Annotated in this window: 14 protein-coding genes; 10 read left to right on the forward strand and 4 right to left on the reverse strand. The window is 45.2% G+C overall.

The annotated features are described in order from the left end of the window. Positions 1-13 precede the first annotated feature (13 nt). From essC to RKD52_RS01070, 5 genes are all read left to right on the forward strand, one after another. Positions 14-4,495, forward strand: a complete 4,482-nt coding sequence (essC, locus tag RKD52_RS01050; RefSeq protein ID WP_454098316.1) for a type VII secretion protein EssC — start codon at positions 14-16, stop codon at positions 4,493-4,495. Beyond that, complete coding sequence (esaA, locus tag RKD52_RS01055) at positions 4,492-7,386, forward strand: type VII secretion protein EsaA (protein ID WP_454098317.1); 2,895 nt, start codon at positions 4,492-4,494, stop codon at positions 7,384-7,386. The genes essC and esaA overlap by 4 nt, the downstream gene beginning before the upstream one ends. Further along, positions 7,376-7,879, forward strand: coding sequence for a type VII secretion protein EssA (gene essA / locus RKD52_RS01060; RefSeq protein ID WP_454098318.1), 504 nt, complete (start codon positions 7,376-7,378; stop codon positions 7,877-7,879). The genes esaA and essA overlap by 11 nt, the downstream gene beginning before the upstream one ends. Positions 7,880-7,952: 73 nt before the next feature. Then, positions 7,953-8,918: a quinone oxidoreductase family protein gene (locus RKD52_RS01065; RefSeq protein ID WP_454098319.1), complete on the forward strand. Its 966-nt coding sequence runs from the start codon at positions 7,953-7,955 to the stop codon at positions 8,916-8,918. Positions 8,919-9,023: 105 nt separating this feature from the next. After that, positions 9,024-9,338 carry a CHY zinc finger protein gene (locus RKD52_RS01070; RefSeq protein WP_454098320.1) on the forward strand — a complete coding sequence of 105 codons (315 nt, stop codon included), beginning with the start codon at positions 9,024-9,026 and terminating at the stop codon, positions 9,336-9,338. A gap of 247 nt (positions 9,339-9,585) precedes the next feature. Here RKD52_RS01070 and RKD52_RS01075 read toward each other — a convergent pair whose 3' ends face one another. Then, positions 9,586-9,840, reverse strand: coding sequence for a GlsB/YeaQ/YmgE family stress response membrane protein (locus RKD52_RS01075; protein ID WP_369734973.1), 255 nt, complete (start codon positions 9,838-9,840; stop codon positions 9,586-9,588). A gap of 189 nt (positions 9,841-10,029) precedes the next feature. Here RKD52_RS01075 and RKD52_RS01080 point away from each other — a divergent pair, with 189 nt between their 5' ends. Together RKD52_RS01080 and RKD52_RS01085 are read left to right on the forward strand one after the other, a co-directional pair. Then, positions 10,030-11,217, forward strand: coding sequence for a class I SAM-dependent rRNA methyltransferase (locus RKD52_RS01080; protein WP_454098321.1), 1,188 nt, complete (start codon positions 10,030-10,032; stop codon positions 11,215-11,217). A 91-nt stretch (positions 11,218-11,308) separates the two neighbouring features. Continuing rightward, a complete protein-coding gene (locus RKD52_RS01085; RefSeq protein ID WP_454098322.1) occupies positions 11,309-12,298 on the forward strand; it encodes a DUF3231 family protein in 990 nt (329 codons plus the stop codon). 13 nt (positions 12,299-12,311) lie between these two features. Here the strand turns inward: RKD52_RS01085 and RKD52_RS01090 are convergent, their stop codons facing one another. Continuing rightward, complete coding sequence (locus tag RKD52_RS01090; RefSeq protein WP_454098323.1) at positions 12,312-12,872, reverse strand: GNAT family N-acetyltransferase; 561 nt, start codon at positions 12,870-12,872, stop codon at positions 12,312-12,314. A 423-nt stretch (positions 12,873-13,295) separates the two neighbouring features. Between RKD52_RS01090 and RKD52_RS01095 the strand changes: the two genes are divergently transcribed. The 3 genes from RKD52_RS01095 (at position 13,296) to RKD52_RS01105 (ending at position 15,781) form a co-directional block, all read left to right on the forward strand. Further along, complete coding sequence (locus RKD52_RS01095) at positions 13,296-14,477, forward strand: Alp7A family actin-like protein (RefSeq protein WP_454098324.1); 1,182 nt, start codon at positions 13,296-13,298, stop codon at positions 14,475-14,477. 13 nt (positions 14,478-14,490) lie between these two features. Beyond that, positions 14,491-15,051, forward strand: coding sequence for a hypothetical protein (locus tag RKD52_RS01100; protein ID WP_454098325.1), 561 nt, complete (start codon positions 14,491-14,493; stop codon positions 15,049-15,051). A gap of 70 nt (positions 15,052-15,121) precedes the next feature. Beyond that, positions 15,122-15,781 carry a GNAT family N-acetyltransferase gene (locus tag RKD52_RS01105; protein WP_454098326.1) on the forward strand — a complete coding sequence of 220 codons (660 nt, stop codon included), beginning with the start codon at positions 15,122-15,124 and terminating at the stop codon, positions 15,779-15,781. Here RKD52_RS01105 and RKD52_RS01110 read toward each other — a convergent pair. Together RKD52_RS01110 and RKD52_RS01115 are read right to left on the reverse strand one after the other, a co-directional pair. Then, the gene (locus RKD52_RS01110; protein ID WP_369734981.1) at positions 15,764-15,961 is read right to left on the reverse strand and encodes a YwbE family protein; all 198 of its coding nucleotides are present in this window, start codon (positions 15,959-15,961) and stop codon (positions 15,764-15,766) included. The genes RKD52_RS01105 and RKD52_RS01110 overlap by 18 nt on opposite strands. Next, positions 15,961-16,131, reverse strand: a complete 171-nt coding sequence (locus tag RKD52_RS01115; protein ID WP_168713773.1) for a hypothetical protein — start codon at positions 16,129-16,131, stop codon at positions 15,961-15,963. Before RKD52_RS01115 ends, RKD52_RS01110 begins: the two co-directional genes overlap by 1 nt. Between the last annotated feature and the right edge of the window lie 7 nt (positions 16,132-16,138).

The following is a 16,138-nucleotide window of genomic DNA, read 5'->3' on the forward strand; positions in this document are numbered from 1 at the left end:
AGGAGGTGAAATCATGAGTACGTTATGGGTTTTTCACGGGGATTCCTATCAGCAGCTTCAGCTGAACGATGAATCATTCAGGCCGGTTACCATCGGTCCTGATATCCAGCATACATTGACGGTGAGAAATTTTCCGTTTTCATCCGGCCCGCTTAAGCTTGTAAAGCCGGACAACGGAAGCGGTCTGTCCATTCTCCAGGAAGACCGGGAAATTGGCGCGGCATCACCGGATGAACCGGTTGTTTTTGAAGATAACGGAGAAAAGCTGACGGTGTTTTTCACAGCAGCAGAAGAAGTTTCAGAGACAAGATTCATAGGTTCAAAGAAAGAGGTTACATTTTCGTCAGTAAGCAGGGACGCTCACATTTTCAAAGAAAATCAGTCAGCAGCACTCGGAAAAAACCAGCTGAGCCTGCTCCGGACAAACGGCAGCTGGAAGGTCGAGCCGGGTGATGAAACGGTTTACTTGAACGGCCGGAAAATCGACAGCATCACGCCGCTTGAGACAGGTGACCTTCTCTTCTGGCCGTTTATGACGGTGCGTCTTCTGGAGGAGGACCTTCTTCAAGTGACATGCTTTGAAGGCTTTCAGTCTTCCCTTCCGAAAACGGAAAAACCGCGCTCTGAAATGAGTAAAAAATATCCAATATACCGCAGGACGCCGCGGATGATCTATGAATTGCCGAAGGAAAAGGTCAATCTCACCTTCCCTTCCCAGGAGAGCGATGATCACTCACGCAGCCTGTGGCTGATTATCCTTCCGCCTCTTGTCATGATGATTGCAATGGGAATTGTGGCGCTGGTTGCGCCGCGGGGGATTTTCATCATCATTTCGATGGTGATGTTCGTGATGACCCTGATCACATCAACCGCGCAGTATTTCAGAGATAAAAGCACGACGAAAAGACGTCAGGAACGCAGACTTCGCGTTTACACACAATATTTAGAGGCTAAGCGCCGCGAGCTTCAGGAAGTATCGGAAAAGCAGCGCCAGGTTCTCTCGTTTCATTTTCCGTCGTTTGAGCAGATGAAGTACATGACCCATCAGCTTTCCGACAGGATTTGGGAGCGGACGCCTGAGAGCACGGACTTTTTGGAGCTCCGTATCGGTACTGGAACGGTTAAATCCAGCTATGAAATCTCACTCAGCTCAAACGATATGGCTAACCGTGAAGTAGATGATCTGCTTGAACAGTCCCAGCAAATGGAGAAGGTTTACAAAGAGGTGCGCGACGTGCCTGTAAGTGTGGATCTTTCACAGGGAGCGATGGGGCTGATCGGGAAGGAAGCCGTTATTAAAAAGGAGCTTCACCAGCTGATCGGACAGCTCGCTTTTTCCCAGAGCTACCATGATGTCCGCTTCGTCTTTATATTCAACGAAAAAGAGTACAAAACATGGGAATGGATGAAATGGCTCCCGCATTTTCAGCTGCCTCATGCCTATGCCAAGGGCATGATCTACAACGAACAGACAAGGGATCAGCTGCTCACATCCATTTATGAAATTCTGAGAGAGCGCGATCTGGAAGAAAAAAATGAGAAAACGAGATTTGCCCCGCACCTGATTTTCGTCATCACCAATCAGCAGCTTATCTCAGACCATGTCATTCTGGAATATCTTGAGGGTGAATTCTCTCATCTAGGGATTTCGGTTATTTTTGCGGCTGAGGCGAAAGAAAGTCTTTCAGACAACATTCACACGCTTGTCCGCTATGTGAACGACCAGGAAGGCGATATTCTCATTCAGGAGAAAAAAGCGGCCTCCATTCCGTTCAGGCTCGATTCGCATGAACGGGAAGGCAATGAATCTTTTGCTAGGATGCTGAGAACGCTGGATCACCAGATCGGCATGACAAATTCCATTCCGAAAAGCGTGTCCTTCCTTGAGATGGTGAATGTCAAAGAAGTGGACGAGCTTCCGATTGAGCAGAACTGGCTGACGAGGGAATCAGCAAAGTCCCTGGCTGTTCCGGTAGGACTTAAAGGGAAGGAAGATGTCGTAGAACTGAACCTTCATGAAAAGGCCCATGGACCGCACGGACTGCTTGCGGGAACGACCGGTTCAGGGAAAAGTGAATTCCTTCAGACCTACATCCTGTCTCTTGCGGTTCATTTCCATCCGCATGAAGTGGCATTTCTGCTTATTGACTATAAAGGCGGCGGAATGGCCCAGCCATTTAAAAATATGCCTCATCTGCTCGGAACGATTACAAATATAGAAGGCAGCAAAAATTTCAGCGCGCGTGCTCTTGCTTCCATCAAGAGCGAGCTGAAGCGCCGCCAGAGGCTGTTTGATCAGTATCAGGTCAATCACATCAACGACTACACGACGCTTTACAAACGCAATCAGGCGGAAGAGCCGCTGCCGCATTTATTTTTAATCTCAGACGAATTCGCCGAGCTGAAAAGCGAAGAGCCTGATTTTATCCGCGAGCTTGTCAGTGCAGCCCGCATCGGCCGGAGCCTCGGTGTCCATCTGATCCTCGCAACCCAAAAACCGGGCGGGGTCATTGATGATCAAATCTGGAGCAACGCAAGATTCCGCGTGGCGCTGAAAGTTCAAGATGCAAGCGACAGTAAAGAGATATTGAAAAATGCAGATGCAGCCTCCATTACGATTACTGGCCGCGGCTATTTGCAGGTCGGAAACAACGAAGTGTACGAGCTGTTCCAGTCTGCATGGTCAGGAGCGCCTTATCTCGAGGAAACATCAGAATCAGAGGATGAGGTGGCAATCGTAACGGATTTAGGTCTTCAGCCGCTTTCAAACCTCCAGTCTGCTGAGCAAAGCAAGAAGGATTCTGAGTCTGAAATTGAAGTGATCGTCGATAAAATTGAGGCGCTGCAGCATCAAATGGGCATCAAAAAGCTCAGAAGCCCGTGGCTGCCTCCACTCGAAGCAAGAATCTCGCGCCATCAGTACGGCGCAGAGGATCAGCATGAAATCTTCATCGGGCTTGTGGATGAGCCTGAAAAGCAAAGTCAGACACCGGTTGCATATCAGCTGATGGACGACGGCAACGTGGCCATTTTTGGTTCATCGGGCTACGGAAAATCCCACACCGTGATGCTTCTTCTAATGAGCATTGCATCAAAGCTGAGTCCTGAAGAAGCACACTTCTATGTGATTGACTACGGCAATGGAACGCTTCTGCCGCTGAGACAGCTGCCGCATACGGCCGACTATTTCCAGCTTGATCAGGAGCTGAAAATCGATAAGTTCATGCGGATCGTGCGCGATGAGATTTCGCGCAGAAAGCAGCTGTTCCAGCAGCAGGAAGTCAGCAGCATCAAGATGTACAACTCCCTGAGCAGTCATAAACTGCCTCTTATGTACATCACCATTGATAATTTTGATCTGGTCAAGGAAGAAATGCAGGAGCTCGAGGCGCAGCTGATCCAGTTTGCGCGTGACGGACAGTCACTCGGCATTTATATGATCTTCACGGCTACGAGAGTTCAATCGATGCGCCAGTCGCTGATGAACAGCATGAAGACTAAAATTCTCCACTACCTGATGGATACGACCGAAACCTATATGGCAGTGGGCAAACTTCCATTTGCGCCTGAACCGGTTCCGGGCAGGGCCATCATCAAAAAAGAATCGGTATTCTTCTCGCAAATGTTCCTTCCTGCTGACGGCAGGGATGATTATGAGCTTCTTGATGCCATCAAGGAAGACATCAGCATGCTGAAAGAGAAATACAGCGGAGCTAAACTTCCGCGCCCGATTCCTATGCTTCCTGCAGAGCTTTCTATGATCAATTTCACTCAGTTTACAGACGGCTCTCAAAAAACAGGAGTCATTCCGATCGGACTGGATGAAGAGCATGTCCAGCCTGTCAGCATCAATCTGGCCAAAACGAAGCATTGCGTCATTATTGGCCAGACTCAAAAAGGCAAAACCAATGTCCTTAAAGTTGTGCTTAATACGGCGCTTCTGCAGGCAACGGATTCAATCGGGATCTTTGACTCTATTGACCGCGGGCTCTCAAACTATGCCTCCGAGGACAAGATATCCTACCTTGATACGAAAGAGCAGATTACAGCATGGCTGGATGCTTCAGAAGAGCTTTTCAAAGAAAGAGAAAGCACATATTTGACCGCAATCCAACAGGGGGCGGTAAACAACCTGGCCTTCTCGCCTGTAATGCTCGTTGTCGACGGATATGCAAGGTTTCAGCAGTCGCTTGACAGCATGCTTCAGGAAAGGCTGTCACGCTTTATGAAAAACTACAGCCATCTTGGCTTTAACGTCATTATTTCCGGCAACAACAATGAACTGACAAAAGGATTTGATTCATTTACGACGGAAATCAAGCAAATCAGACAGGCTCTGATCCTGATGAAAAAATCAGAGCAAACGCTGTACACTCTGCCATACAGCAGAAAAGAAAGCGAAATACACCCTGGATTTGGATACTATGTGGAAAACGGCAAAGAAACGAAAATTCAAATTCCTCTTTGCGCCATTGAAAGGAAGATCTACACATGACAGATCAACGAAAACATACGATAAAAATGATTGCTGCGGTGCTGCTGATTCTTGCAGTGCCGGCGCTTTTCTTTCAGTTTATCGGGGACAACCCTCTTGAAGTGAGAGAAAATGCGACCCGTAATATTGCCGTTGTCAATGAAGATACGGGAGCGGAAAAAGTCGAAGAGGAAGAAAAGTCCGATTCGGAGCCTGTCCAGTTCGGAAAAGAAGTCGCAGCAATCCTTGATGATGAGTCGCAATATAAATGGACGATTCTTGGAAGAAGCGCGGCTGTCAACGGATTGAAAAACGGAGAATATGATGCCGTTATTTATATTCCTTCCAACTTTTCAAATAACATTCTGACCTATGATCAGCAGCAGCCTTCAAAAGCGGAATTTGAATACACCGTTCAAAACCAGCTGAATGCTGAAAACAGACAGAGAGTGCTCCGCGAGCTTGAAGACGCGACAAACCGCGTAAACAAACAAATGTCTTCTCTCTACTGGAGCTATGTGTCTCAGGACATGGAAAATGTGCGTCAGGAATTTGACCGCATCCTTGAGAAAGAAATCGCGTTTCAGAATGCCATGCTTAATTTTTACAAGCCAAGCTCAAAAGATTTAGCCGGCGAACTGACGCAGCAAAAGCAAATGCTTGAACAGCTGAAATCAACAATTGAGCAGGCTGAAAAAGAGAATCCTGACCGCAGGAATTCTGCTGAACAATTCGAAAAAAGCCTTGCTGCTTTCGTTGAATATGTCGAGAAATACCAAGCGTATCAAGAAGACCAGCAGCAGCTTCTGACATTGGCTCAAGAGGAGAGCCTGACAAGCATCCAGGGCGGTACATCTGATGTTGATCAAAGACAGGATGCGGCACAGGCTGCTTTTAAGACTGAAGGAGACAAGCTTGCTTCTGATATGACGACGATGCAGCAGAAGCTTGATCAAAATCAGGCTGCAGCCGAAAACCTCGGGAATGTAAGACTCAGCCAGACAGAGCGCCAGGAAAGAGAGCTTGCGGCTGTTCATAATGATTATGTAGACATGTTTATCTTGAAAGAAAATCAGGATACGCTGAACCGTCTTGAAGGAGAGCTTATTCCTCTAAGGCAGGCGATAAGCGGAAGTTCTGAAGAAGAACCGGGCGACGGGGGAGAACAGCCTCCAGGGGACGGCGGAGAAACGCCTCAGCCTGGAGAACCGGGTGAAGGAAACGCGTCCAATATGGAAGAAGAGCGGGCTAAGATTCTTGCCATATCTGAACAGCTGAAAATCTTGAAAGCCCTTCTTGAAACGGTGCCTGAGCCTAGACCCCTTCAAGTGGATGAGGTCATCGGCCAATTAGACGGCCTTTCTGCCCAGCTTGTTGAAGTCGAACAGGCCATAAAGGCTAAAGAGAGTGAAAACTCATGGAAAGGCGAGTATGACAAGCTTTTAGAGCTATACAATGCCCTTCTTGTTAAAAATACTGAGCTTTTCAATGAAAATCAGCTTCTGAAGGAGCAGATCACGGCACTTGAAGAACGCTTGAAAAAGCTGAGCGATAACGTTAATTCAGGGTCAGCAGCCATCCGTTCCCAGGAACAGGCGGTTTTAAACGCCCTGCCGGCTGAACGAAAACAAAAGCTGGAAGCAATCTTTAATGAACCGATCAAAAACGGTTCAATGAATGAAGTATTAAGCTACCACACGGTTCTTGCTCAATATGAAGCAGCCGTTTCGAGATTAAACAACCCTTCAGTACCGGCTAAAGATGCCGTGCTTTCAGATGAATGGCAAAAGACGAAAATCAATACCATCCTGTCCATTAATTCAGAGGAGCAGGGAGCATGGGATAAGCTGAATCAGGAACTTCCCGAATCAGAAAAGCAAATGGAAGACCTCCAGGCATCAGCTCTTGCTTTCATGGATGAATACAGTGCAGAGCTTGAGACGCAGCAGTCAGCCATCCTTGAAGATCTTATTGCGATGGAAGAGAGCGCAGCAAAGGTTCTCAGCCAGGTTCAGGAATCAGGCGATACAACTTCAAGAATGCCTCTTGAAAACTCGGATGGAACGACACTTGTCTCCAATCAGCAAACGATTGGACAGGAAATCGCGATGATGACAGAGCTTGTGAATTCACTTGGCGAGAGACAGGATACGGTTGTCAGCAGTACAGACGACCTTCAGCAAAAAGTGAATCAGGTTCAGTCCGAAGCCGATGTCCTGAATGAAAAGTGGTCAACAAACGTAGCGTCTACCCAGCTTGTAAGGGATGATGTGTTCAGCATCCTCGGCAACACATTTGTAGACGGACAGAACAATGGCTATGTTTACGAACACCTTGCAAATCCGCTTCAAATCAGCGGAGATGCACCGGCAGCGCAGGCGAAAGCTGTTCCTCCTGTCGTGATATTGGTCATTATTTTAATCAGCAGTCTGCTGATCGGCTACTTCAGCAACTATTTCAAAACGGCTCCGATGCTTGTCAGAGGTTCCATGTTTACACTTCTGAACCTCCTTGTAGGGCTGATTATCAGTGTATTTGGTCTGAATATTTACACCTTGACGAATGAACGGGCGATCCAGTGGTCCATTTTCACCATTCTGCTTGTATTCGCCGCCTCAACAGTTGTCCGGACGGCTTTCCTGTTCAGCAATTTCTTAGGCTGGGTTGCAAGCGTAGGACTTGTCGCATTCTTTGTAAGCCCGCTGCTTGCACTGGCTGCGCCGAATTTCAACTACGAAGATCCAATGTCGAAAGTGTATATTTCAATCCAATACGATGCTGAAAACCTCTTTACTCAAGGGATACTTGTACTCGCAGGCATCATCCTTGTCCTGACCATTCTGCCGTTTGTCGTCAATGCTTTTAAAAACACAAATGAACCGGCTGATCAGGATCATGCGCATGAAATGTAGAACACTCTCAGCGGCGATTCTGCTGCTTGCCCTCGTCTTATCGGGCGGGGCATCAGCACTTGCTGAGACAGATCTCAATCAGCTTGACCCGAATATTTATGAAGAAAAAGAGCGCAAGGAAAACACAGAGTACCTTCACGAAAAAGGTCTCTATGAAAAAAGAAAAGAAATTCCGGAAGAACAAAAAAGTTTAACCTTTCAAAAACCCGGAAGAGATGCTGAGGATGAACTGAAAGACCGCCTTTTCACTCAATACACAAAAGAGAACAACACCATCAAATCCAAAGCGGAGCAAATGGGGCTGTTTTCAGAAAGCACAGACCAGGCGTCAGGGACAGTCAGCACTGGCGAAGAACAGCAGCAAAGCGGGAACACAGGACTGCTGATGACATATATCCTTCTGATTTCAGTGGGGGTTTTGCTTATCATCGGAATTCTGATTCCTAAAATGACACAAAGCAAAAAAGCAGACAATTTGAGAGGCAGCCGGTAATACGGCTGTCTTTTTTTATGGCTTCAGAATTTGGTACACTGTAGAAAACAGTTGAACAGAGAGGATTGACCCTATGAAAGCATTAGTATTCAATCAGTTCGGCGGACCTGAGGTTCTCGAGATGGCAGATGTTGAGACACCGGTCATTGGCCCTGACGAAGTCCTCATACGAATGAAGGCTGTCGGCTTAAACTTTGCAGATGTTTACCGCAGAAAAGGAAATTACCACTTAGAAGGCTCCCCGCCTTTTATTCTTGGCTATGAAGGAGCAGGAATTGTAGAGGAAGCCGGCTCTAACATTACTCATATAAGCAAAGGTGACCGCGTCGGCTTTGCCGACGTTCCCTATTCAAATGCAGAACTGACTGCTGCTCCTGCAGATAAAGTCATTCCTTTACCAGAAGATATTTCTTTTGAAACAGCAGCAAGTGTTTTGCTGCAGGGACTGACAGCCCAGTATTTAACCTCAGACAGCTATGCCGTTCAAGAAGGAGATGTTTGCGTCGTACATGCAGCTGCAGGGGGTGTGGGCCAGCTTCTGACTCAAATGATTCGTATATTTGGCGGAAAGGTAATAGCGCTTGTTTCGACCCCTGAAAAAGCAGCGGTTGCTAAGAAAATTGGAGCTCAAGATGCCTTTTTATACAGTGATCATTGGGTGCAGGAAATTTTGGACGCAACAAAGGGGAGAGGTGCTGACGTCGTTTATGAATCAGTCGGGTCCACAATTATGGACAGCTTTAAGGCAGTAAGAACCGGAGGCACAGTTGTTTTCTACGGTATGGCAGGAGGAGATCCTGTCCACATCGATCCAAGGATGCTCATGGATACCTCCAAAACACTGACCGGCGGAGATCTATGGAACGTTCTTACTTCCCGGGATGAACGTATAAAACGGTCGAACAAGCTGTTTCAATGGATTACCTCCGGATCAATTGCCCTGGCAGATCCCGCTACCTTTCCATTAAACAAAGGTGCTGATGCCCACCGTCTGCTTGAAAGCAGAAAAAGCACAGGGAAAATCGTGATGATTCCATAGGGCGCTGCAGGGCGTTCTCCTGATCTTCTTTTCTTCGGTAAAGGAAAAGGCCTGCACAACCCATTACAACTCCCTGTAAGCCATTCTGAGGAGTGTGAAGCATACATGAACATTAAGGGTGTTGATCTTGACCGCAATACAAGATGCAGCCACTATTCTTCCGAAAAAGATATCATTGCCATCAAATTTACATGCTGCGGGATCTATTATGCCTGCTTTGAGTGTCACAGCGAGCTGTCAGGTCATGCTCATGAAGTTTGGAAAAAGGAAGAGTTTGATACAAAAGCCATCTTCTGCGGAAACTGCCATCACGAGCTCACCATAAACGAATACATGGAAAGCGGGTATGAATGCCCTTCCTGCAAATCGGACTTTAACCCGGGCTGCAGAAATCACTACCACCTCTACTTTGAGGCTTGAAGCGTTTATTAAGAAGCCAAAATGGGAAACTAATCAGAAAGAGGAGGAGATCGATTTGAAGAATTTAATTAGAAAAGCAATTAAATATGCACCTATCGTCTATCCGATTGTGAAAAAGATGCTGAACAAGCGCAAAGGAAGACGCACAACTTATTGATGCATATAAGGTCCTGCTCAGGCAGGGCCTTTTATTTATGCTTTTTTCCATAGAAAAAGCACCCGCAGTCAGCGGATGCCAGATCTCATGTTATGCTGTTTTACGCATTGAGCGAAGAATAAGGCTTAACAAGAATACGAAGATGATTGCTCCAAGCAATGCCGGAATAATCGCGATTCCTGCTAATGAAGGACCGAATGAACCAAGAAGTTCGCCGCCGATCCATGCTCCGATGATCCCTGCAATAATGTTTCCGATAATGCCTCCCGGAACGTTTTTCCCTAAAATAACTCCTGCCAGCCAGCCGATTAAACCGCCGACGATTAAGTATAAAATAATGCCCATTTTCATTCATCCTTTCAGTGTGGTTTTGTGTATTGCTGTTTCTATTCGTTGTTATTCCCCGGCTTTTTTAAAAAGAAACATTTTGTTTGAAAATTCTTTTTAGGGGCCTTCTTCGGGCATTCTGGCAAGTGACCGGACTTTCATGTAGTATGGGTAAAAGAATTCACAAAAGATTGGACGGAACATGCTATGGAAAAAACCATTTTGATCAAACGAAAATACGCAAATGAAATGAAAAGCGGCAATCCGCTTATCCCTAAAGATGCTCTTGTAGATTCCTCCGCTCTGAAAGAAGAAGGGGAATTAATCAGGCTCCTTGATGAGCAGCGCCAGTTTATTGGCTTGGGCTATTATGGCAGGCAGAATAAAGGAGCGGGCTGGATCCTGACTCATAAAGAAGGTGAACCCATTGACCAGGCCTTTTTTGATGAAAAACTAAAAACCGCCCTCTCTTACAGAAAGCAGCTGTTCGAAAGCACGGATACGACAGCTTTTCGCGTGTTTAACGGTGAGGGTGACGGCATTGGCGGATTAACCATTGATGTTTTTAACGGCTATTACTTGCTGACATGGTACAGCAAAGGCATCTATCAGTTCAGGACAGCCATCCTGGATGCACTGAAAAAGTACGCTGAACCTGCAGGCATCTATCAGAAAAAAAGGTTTGATACTAAAGGCCAAGTGGTGGATGAAGACAGCTATGTGGAAGGAGAACAGCCCGAGTTTCCGCTGATCGTGAAGGAAAACGGCGTTAAGTTTGCGGTGTATTTGAACGATGGAGCCATGGTGGGTGTTTTTCTGGATCAGAGAGAGGTCAGAAAAGCCATCAGAGATAAGTATGCACAAGGAAGAACAATGCTGAACCTCTTTTCTTATACGGGTGCTTTTTCTGTTTATGCAGCACTCGGAGGAGCCGTTAAAACAACAAGCGTAGACCTGGCGAACCGCAGCATGAGTAAAACGATCGAGCAGTTCAGCATTAACGGCATTGATTATGAAGCACAGGATATCATCGTGGAAGATGTGTTTCACTATTTCAAGTATGCCGTGAAGAAAAAGCTGAAGTTCGATATGGTGGTTCTTGATCCCCCGAGCTTTGCAAGGTCAAAAAAGGTTACCTTCAGTGCTGCGAAAGACTATAAAGATCTGCTGAAGGATGCGATTGCTCTGACTTCAGATAAAGGAGTCATCGTTGCCTCCACAAACTGCAGTACATTCTCTATGAAGAAGTTTAAAGGGTTTATTGAAACGGCGTTTAAAGAAACGGGTGAATCATACAGGATACTTGAGGAATTCTCTCTTCCGGCTGATTTTAAAACAATCAAAGAGTACAAAGAAGGCAATTATTTAAAAGTGGTGTTTATAGAAAAACGGTGAGCCGGTCTTTAAGACCGGCTTTATTTTCGCATAAAATAAATGCTTTTACGAAATAGTAATAAAAAATCCGGTACAGGGGAGATTACTGCACATGGTTCATCACAATATTAACTTAACAACTCCTGAAATCTCCGCATTGTGGACGACGCATATGCAGGAAAGTGCATCTTTATGCTTTTTAAAGCATTTTATGGTCCATATGGAGGACGAGGAAATTGCCCCTTTAGTTAAAGAAGCGATGCAGCTTTCGGCATCTAACCTGGAAACGGTAAAACGCTTTTTAGAGGGTGAAAACTATCCTGTTCCAGACGGGTTTTCAGATGCAGAGGTGGATTTGTCTGCACCGCCTTTATATACAGATCTTTACGCGCTTAGTTATGTGTACCGGACAAGCCAGCTTACTCTTGTCAGCGTCTCTACCCTCATTACGAATGTTGCCAGGACAGATCTGCTTGCGTTTTTTATTCAAGCGCAGCAGAAAGTAACAGGCTTGTACAAAATGTCCGTAGATTTGATGCTCTCTAAGGGGATTTATGACCGTCCGCCGAAAATGACCTATCCTGACAGTGTGCATTATGTTGAAAACAATTCCTATTTGACCGGCTGGTTTGGTGAAAGAAGACCGCTAAATTCGTTTGAACTTGGCGAAGCGTTTTTTATTATCGAGCGCAACTATATCGGTATTCTGCTGCTTAAGGGCTTCCTTCAATCCATGAAAGATAAAGAAGTTAGAGACTACTTGATAAGGGCTAAGAAGCTCGCTGAAAAGCAGGTGGATGTCTTTAATCTTCTGCTGAAGAAAGAAGGTCATCTGGGAACGATTCCAGTATCGCTTGAGGTTACGGATTCAGAGGTTTGCCCTTTTTCTGAAAAGCTGATTATGTTCATGATTACAGCATCAACAGGCGCCGCCATATCTCTAATTGGACGGAGTTTATCTTTGTCGATGAGAAGGGATGTAGCTGCTCATTATCTGCTGATAATGAAAGATATTATGCTCTTTACGGAAGATGGCACACAGCTGATGATTCGGCGAGGGTGGTTTGAACAGCCGCCCCAGTCAGAAATAAAGCCAGTGTGATCAAGCGGTATCCTTACTGGAATCCGCTTTTTTTCCATTCTTCCTTCAGGATAGAATGCATGATCACGTCATAAGGTTTTTCATCCTGGATAATATAATCTCTCAGTCTTCCTTCCTCTTTAAAGCCAAGCTTTTGAAGAACGCTTCTGGATGGTGTATTTTCAATCATGACTACAGCCCCGACGCGAATCAGCCCCATTTTTTCAAAGCCAAAGGACAAAATAGCTTTTATAGCCTCTATGCTGTAGCCCATTCTCCAGTAGTCACGTGAAATCTCGTAGCCTATTTCAGCGCGCTTGTATTTTTGGGACAGGGAATGATACCCGCACGTGCCTATCAATGTGCCGGAGTCTTTCAGCTCAATCCCCCAGCGTATGACCCTGTTCGACTGGTAGCCAAGCTTGAAGCTGTGTATCAGGGCCTCTGCTTCCTCTTTCGTCTTAAAAGCATTCATTCCGTAATACCTTGTTACTTCCTCTTTTGAAAAGGTCTGATAGATTTGTTCAGCATCAGACTGATCGATGCTTCTCAGTCTGAGCCGGTCAGTTTCAATCAATGGAAATGTTGACGGCATATTTGCTCTCCTCTTTCTTGTTGAAACTGTTTATTTCGACAGCATCCGGTTAAAATCCTGTTTTTTTGGCAGCATGTTTCGCTGAAATTCGACTGTGTGAACACCCGTTTTTCCGGACATTTTATCAGCATCGAATCTTGGAGTGTTTACATGTATACACAAATTGTTTACTTGTAAACAAAATGTAATCTATTGTATACAAATAATGTTTACAAGTGTACAAATGTGTACGCGTGTTGGTATATAGGGATGTGTACAATTTGTAACGGTTGTATACGTTTTTGTGTACGATTGTAAACGAAATTGTTTACATGTATACGTATTTGTAATCTTCCTTCTTCTATTGACGAATCTGGCAATCTTTAATACTCTTTAAGTGATTGGATTTTTATACTAATTCATGAAAGGAAAGGAATGACTGATATGACGAAATCTAGAATTGCAGCAATTGATGTCGGCAACGATGCCGTAAAAGCAATCTTTGGAAAATACGAATCTCAACTATACATACCAAACGTGATCGCAAGGGATATTGAAGACCGCCCTGTTATTGGAATTGAAGAACTGGACAGCAAAGATCCGCTGGACGGCATTCATATTAGAGTGCACTCCCCTGCCCTGAAAGACAACAATGCGATTTACCGCGTAGGTTCTCTTGCGACAAAAAGCGACAATGCTTCTGAGCTTGATCCAGGCAGCAGCAAATCAGAAGAAGACCAGACTCTTATTATGCTCTTTGCTTCTATTGCTCTTGATGCCGTAAAGCCTGAAAATGAAAAAGTGTTCCGCAGAAACAACAAAGTGATCGATGCCAACTACACGCTCGGAACCGGCCTTCCGCTGAGAGAAGCAAAAGAAGGAAAAGATGTGGGCTATCGTTCAAAGCTTCTTGGGAATGTGCATCAGGTTGAATTTTTAATTACACCTAAATACCAGGGGTTGAAGGTCAACATCAAGTTTGATGAAGTGAAAGTTTATCCTGAAGGATTTGCTGCCTACATTAACCTTGTGATGGATAAAGACTTAAACATTATTAATAAAGATCTGATAGACAAACGCATCATCATTCAGGATATCGGCGGATTATCGACAGATATCGCTGTGATTAAAAACCGCAACGTGGATGACGACAAAGCACAGGGCTTTAATCTCGGTGTTGTTGAATCACTTGAAGCGATCCGTGAGGAAATCCGCACTAAGCACGGTGTAGAGCTTGACAGCCGCCGTGATGTAGTCGAGATTATTACGAAAAAACAGGACCGCAACCACATTTATGTAAGAGGAAGCCGCACAAGCGTCCATGACATTACAGACCGCATCCTTCTTGACCTTGCCAAAAAGCAATACCGTCACTTGCGCAATGTATGGCAAAAGAACTCTCAGACTGAGATCTGCTACTTCGTCGGCGGAGGAGCCGTTGTGCTGAAAGATTACCTTAAAACACTGAACAACAATCTGGACGGCTACAATATCGACTTCTTTGAAGATGAAAATGAAAGCATCTGGATGATGGCAAATGCTTATTACAAGTTGATTTTTGATTTTTACCGCAAGGAAAACAAAGATAAAAGCAATGAAGATAAAAAAGCAGCTACTGCCAAATAAATAGGGTGGTTATATGAATAAGGGCGGTTCATCAGGCATTCAGAGGGGACAGGCGATCACGTTCCGCATCCCCTCAGATACCCCTGAGCATATTATCAAACAGCTTCAGAAGCTGAAAGAGACAGAAAAAAGGAATTTCTCAAGCAAAATTGCGGAATTCGTCACACAGGGCGTCAGTGATTCATTTGTCAAAGACAAAGAAAGCATCACCATCCCCATTCCGCAAAAGCTCAGCAAAGCTCAAAAGGACTGGATCAAGCATGAACACTCTGAAGCGCTGCTTGGCAGCATTGTTTATCAGATCCTTGCAGATCCGGTAAGAGCCGCTTCCCTGCTTGCCTCCTTTACGAGCAAATCGCTGGATATTGACGAGGCGCTCTATCTGCAGGAAGTGCCGAGTGTGCGTCCGGACTCAGATCCAGAACCAGAAGAGGATTTCGATCCTAATCAGGGCCTCGATGATTTTGACTGGGAAAAAGCCCTTCAGGAAACAGCTGCATCCACTGAGAAAGAAGAGAAAGAGGAAACCGCAGATGACCTGATTGGCGGGTTTTTGGAAAAAATGAATAAATAGAAAAAGCTAACCTTGAAACGTTAGCTTTTTTTGTGCAAGAAAGCATATATTCTTACAGGGAGGGCTGAAAATGTATGAGAAACTGACTGTCTTTCAAAAGAAACACAGAGATAAAGCTGCTGCCATGCTTTCAGAATCGTTTCACAGCAACCCCTTGTTCATTTATCTTTTTCCAGATGAAAAAAAGAGAAGAAAAATCCTTGAAAACGCGTACAAAGGAACAGTGGAAATCGTGGCTGCCGTCAGTGATGTTTATGTGACGTCAGATAAGGTCGAAGGGATTTTTGCAGTCAGAAGAACGGATAAAGCTGCTTCCTATTTTGTATTATGTGGAGCCATCATTAAAACCGTTTTAAGAAGTCTTCTCCTTATCAGGGAAGTTCCGCTGATTCCATTTATACGCAAAGCGCAGAAACTATCTTCCGTGCATGCGAAAATGGCCATCTATAAAAAACAAAAACCACATCTAGTCATAGACATGGTAGCAGTAGATCCGGCCTGTCGCGGCCAAAAATTTATGAGCAGAATGATAAGGGCTGCGCTCAAGGAAGCTGACAGCAAAAAAACATTCTGCGTTCTTGAGACAGAGACACTTGAAAATGTCCGTATTTACGAACATTTTGGCTTTCAGCTCTCACAAAAGATAGAAGTCATTGAAGGGCAGCTGACTGTCTATGTTCTCATCTATGATCCATATGATCAAACGAGACACTTATTTAACATCGATTGACTTGACTCTTCCAACTTGTCCATCCTGAAGTCTTACCTTAATGCCGTGAGGGTGAAAGGGGGAATTTGTCAAAATGTCTTTTACGATGCCAGGCGTAAGCTTGCCGCTTCGCTGGTCCTGCTTTAATACAATTTGAACGGACATGCCGGGCTTAACGTGCTCCCTGTTCTGGCCGTTCATCAGACGCCCATTCTTCTGCGCTGATTATTTGTTTTCTTTGACACCTGGCTTTTCATGCTCTTGGTCTGGTTGGAACCTTTAGCGCCGGCCTGGCCGTTTGCCTGTGCCTGTTTTTTGCTTTCAAGCTTTTGTTTAATCGCCTCTTGAAGGGTCATTTTTTTCTCGGACATGGGACAT

The sequence above is a fragment of the Metabacillus sp. SLBN-84 genome, assembly GCF_053629595.1.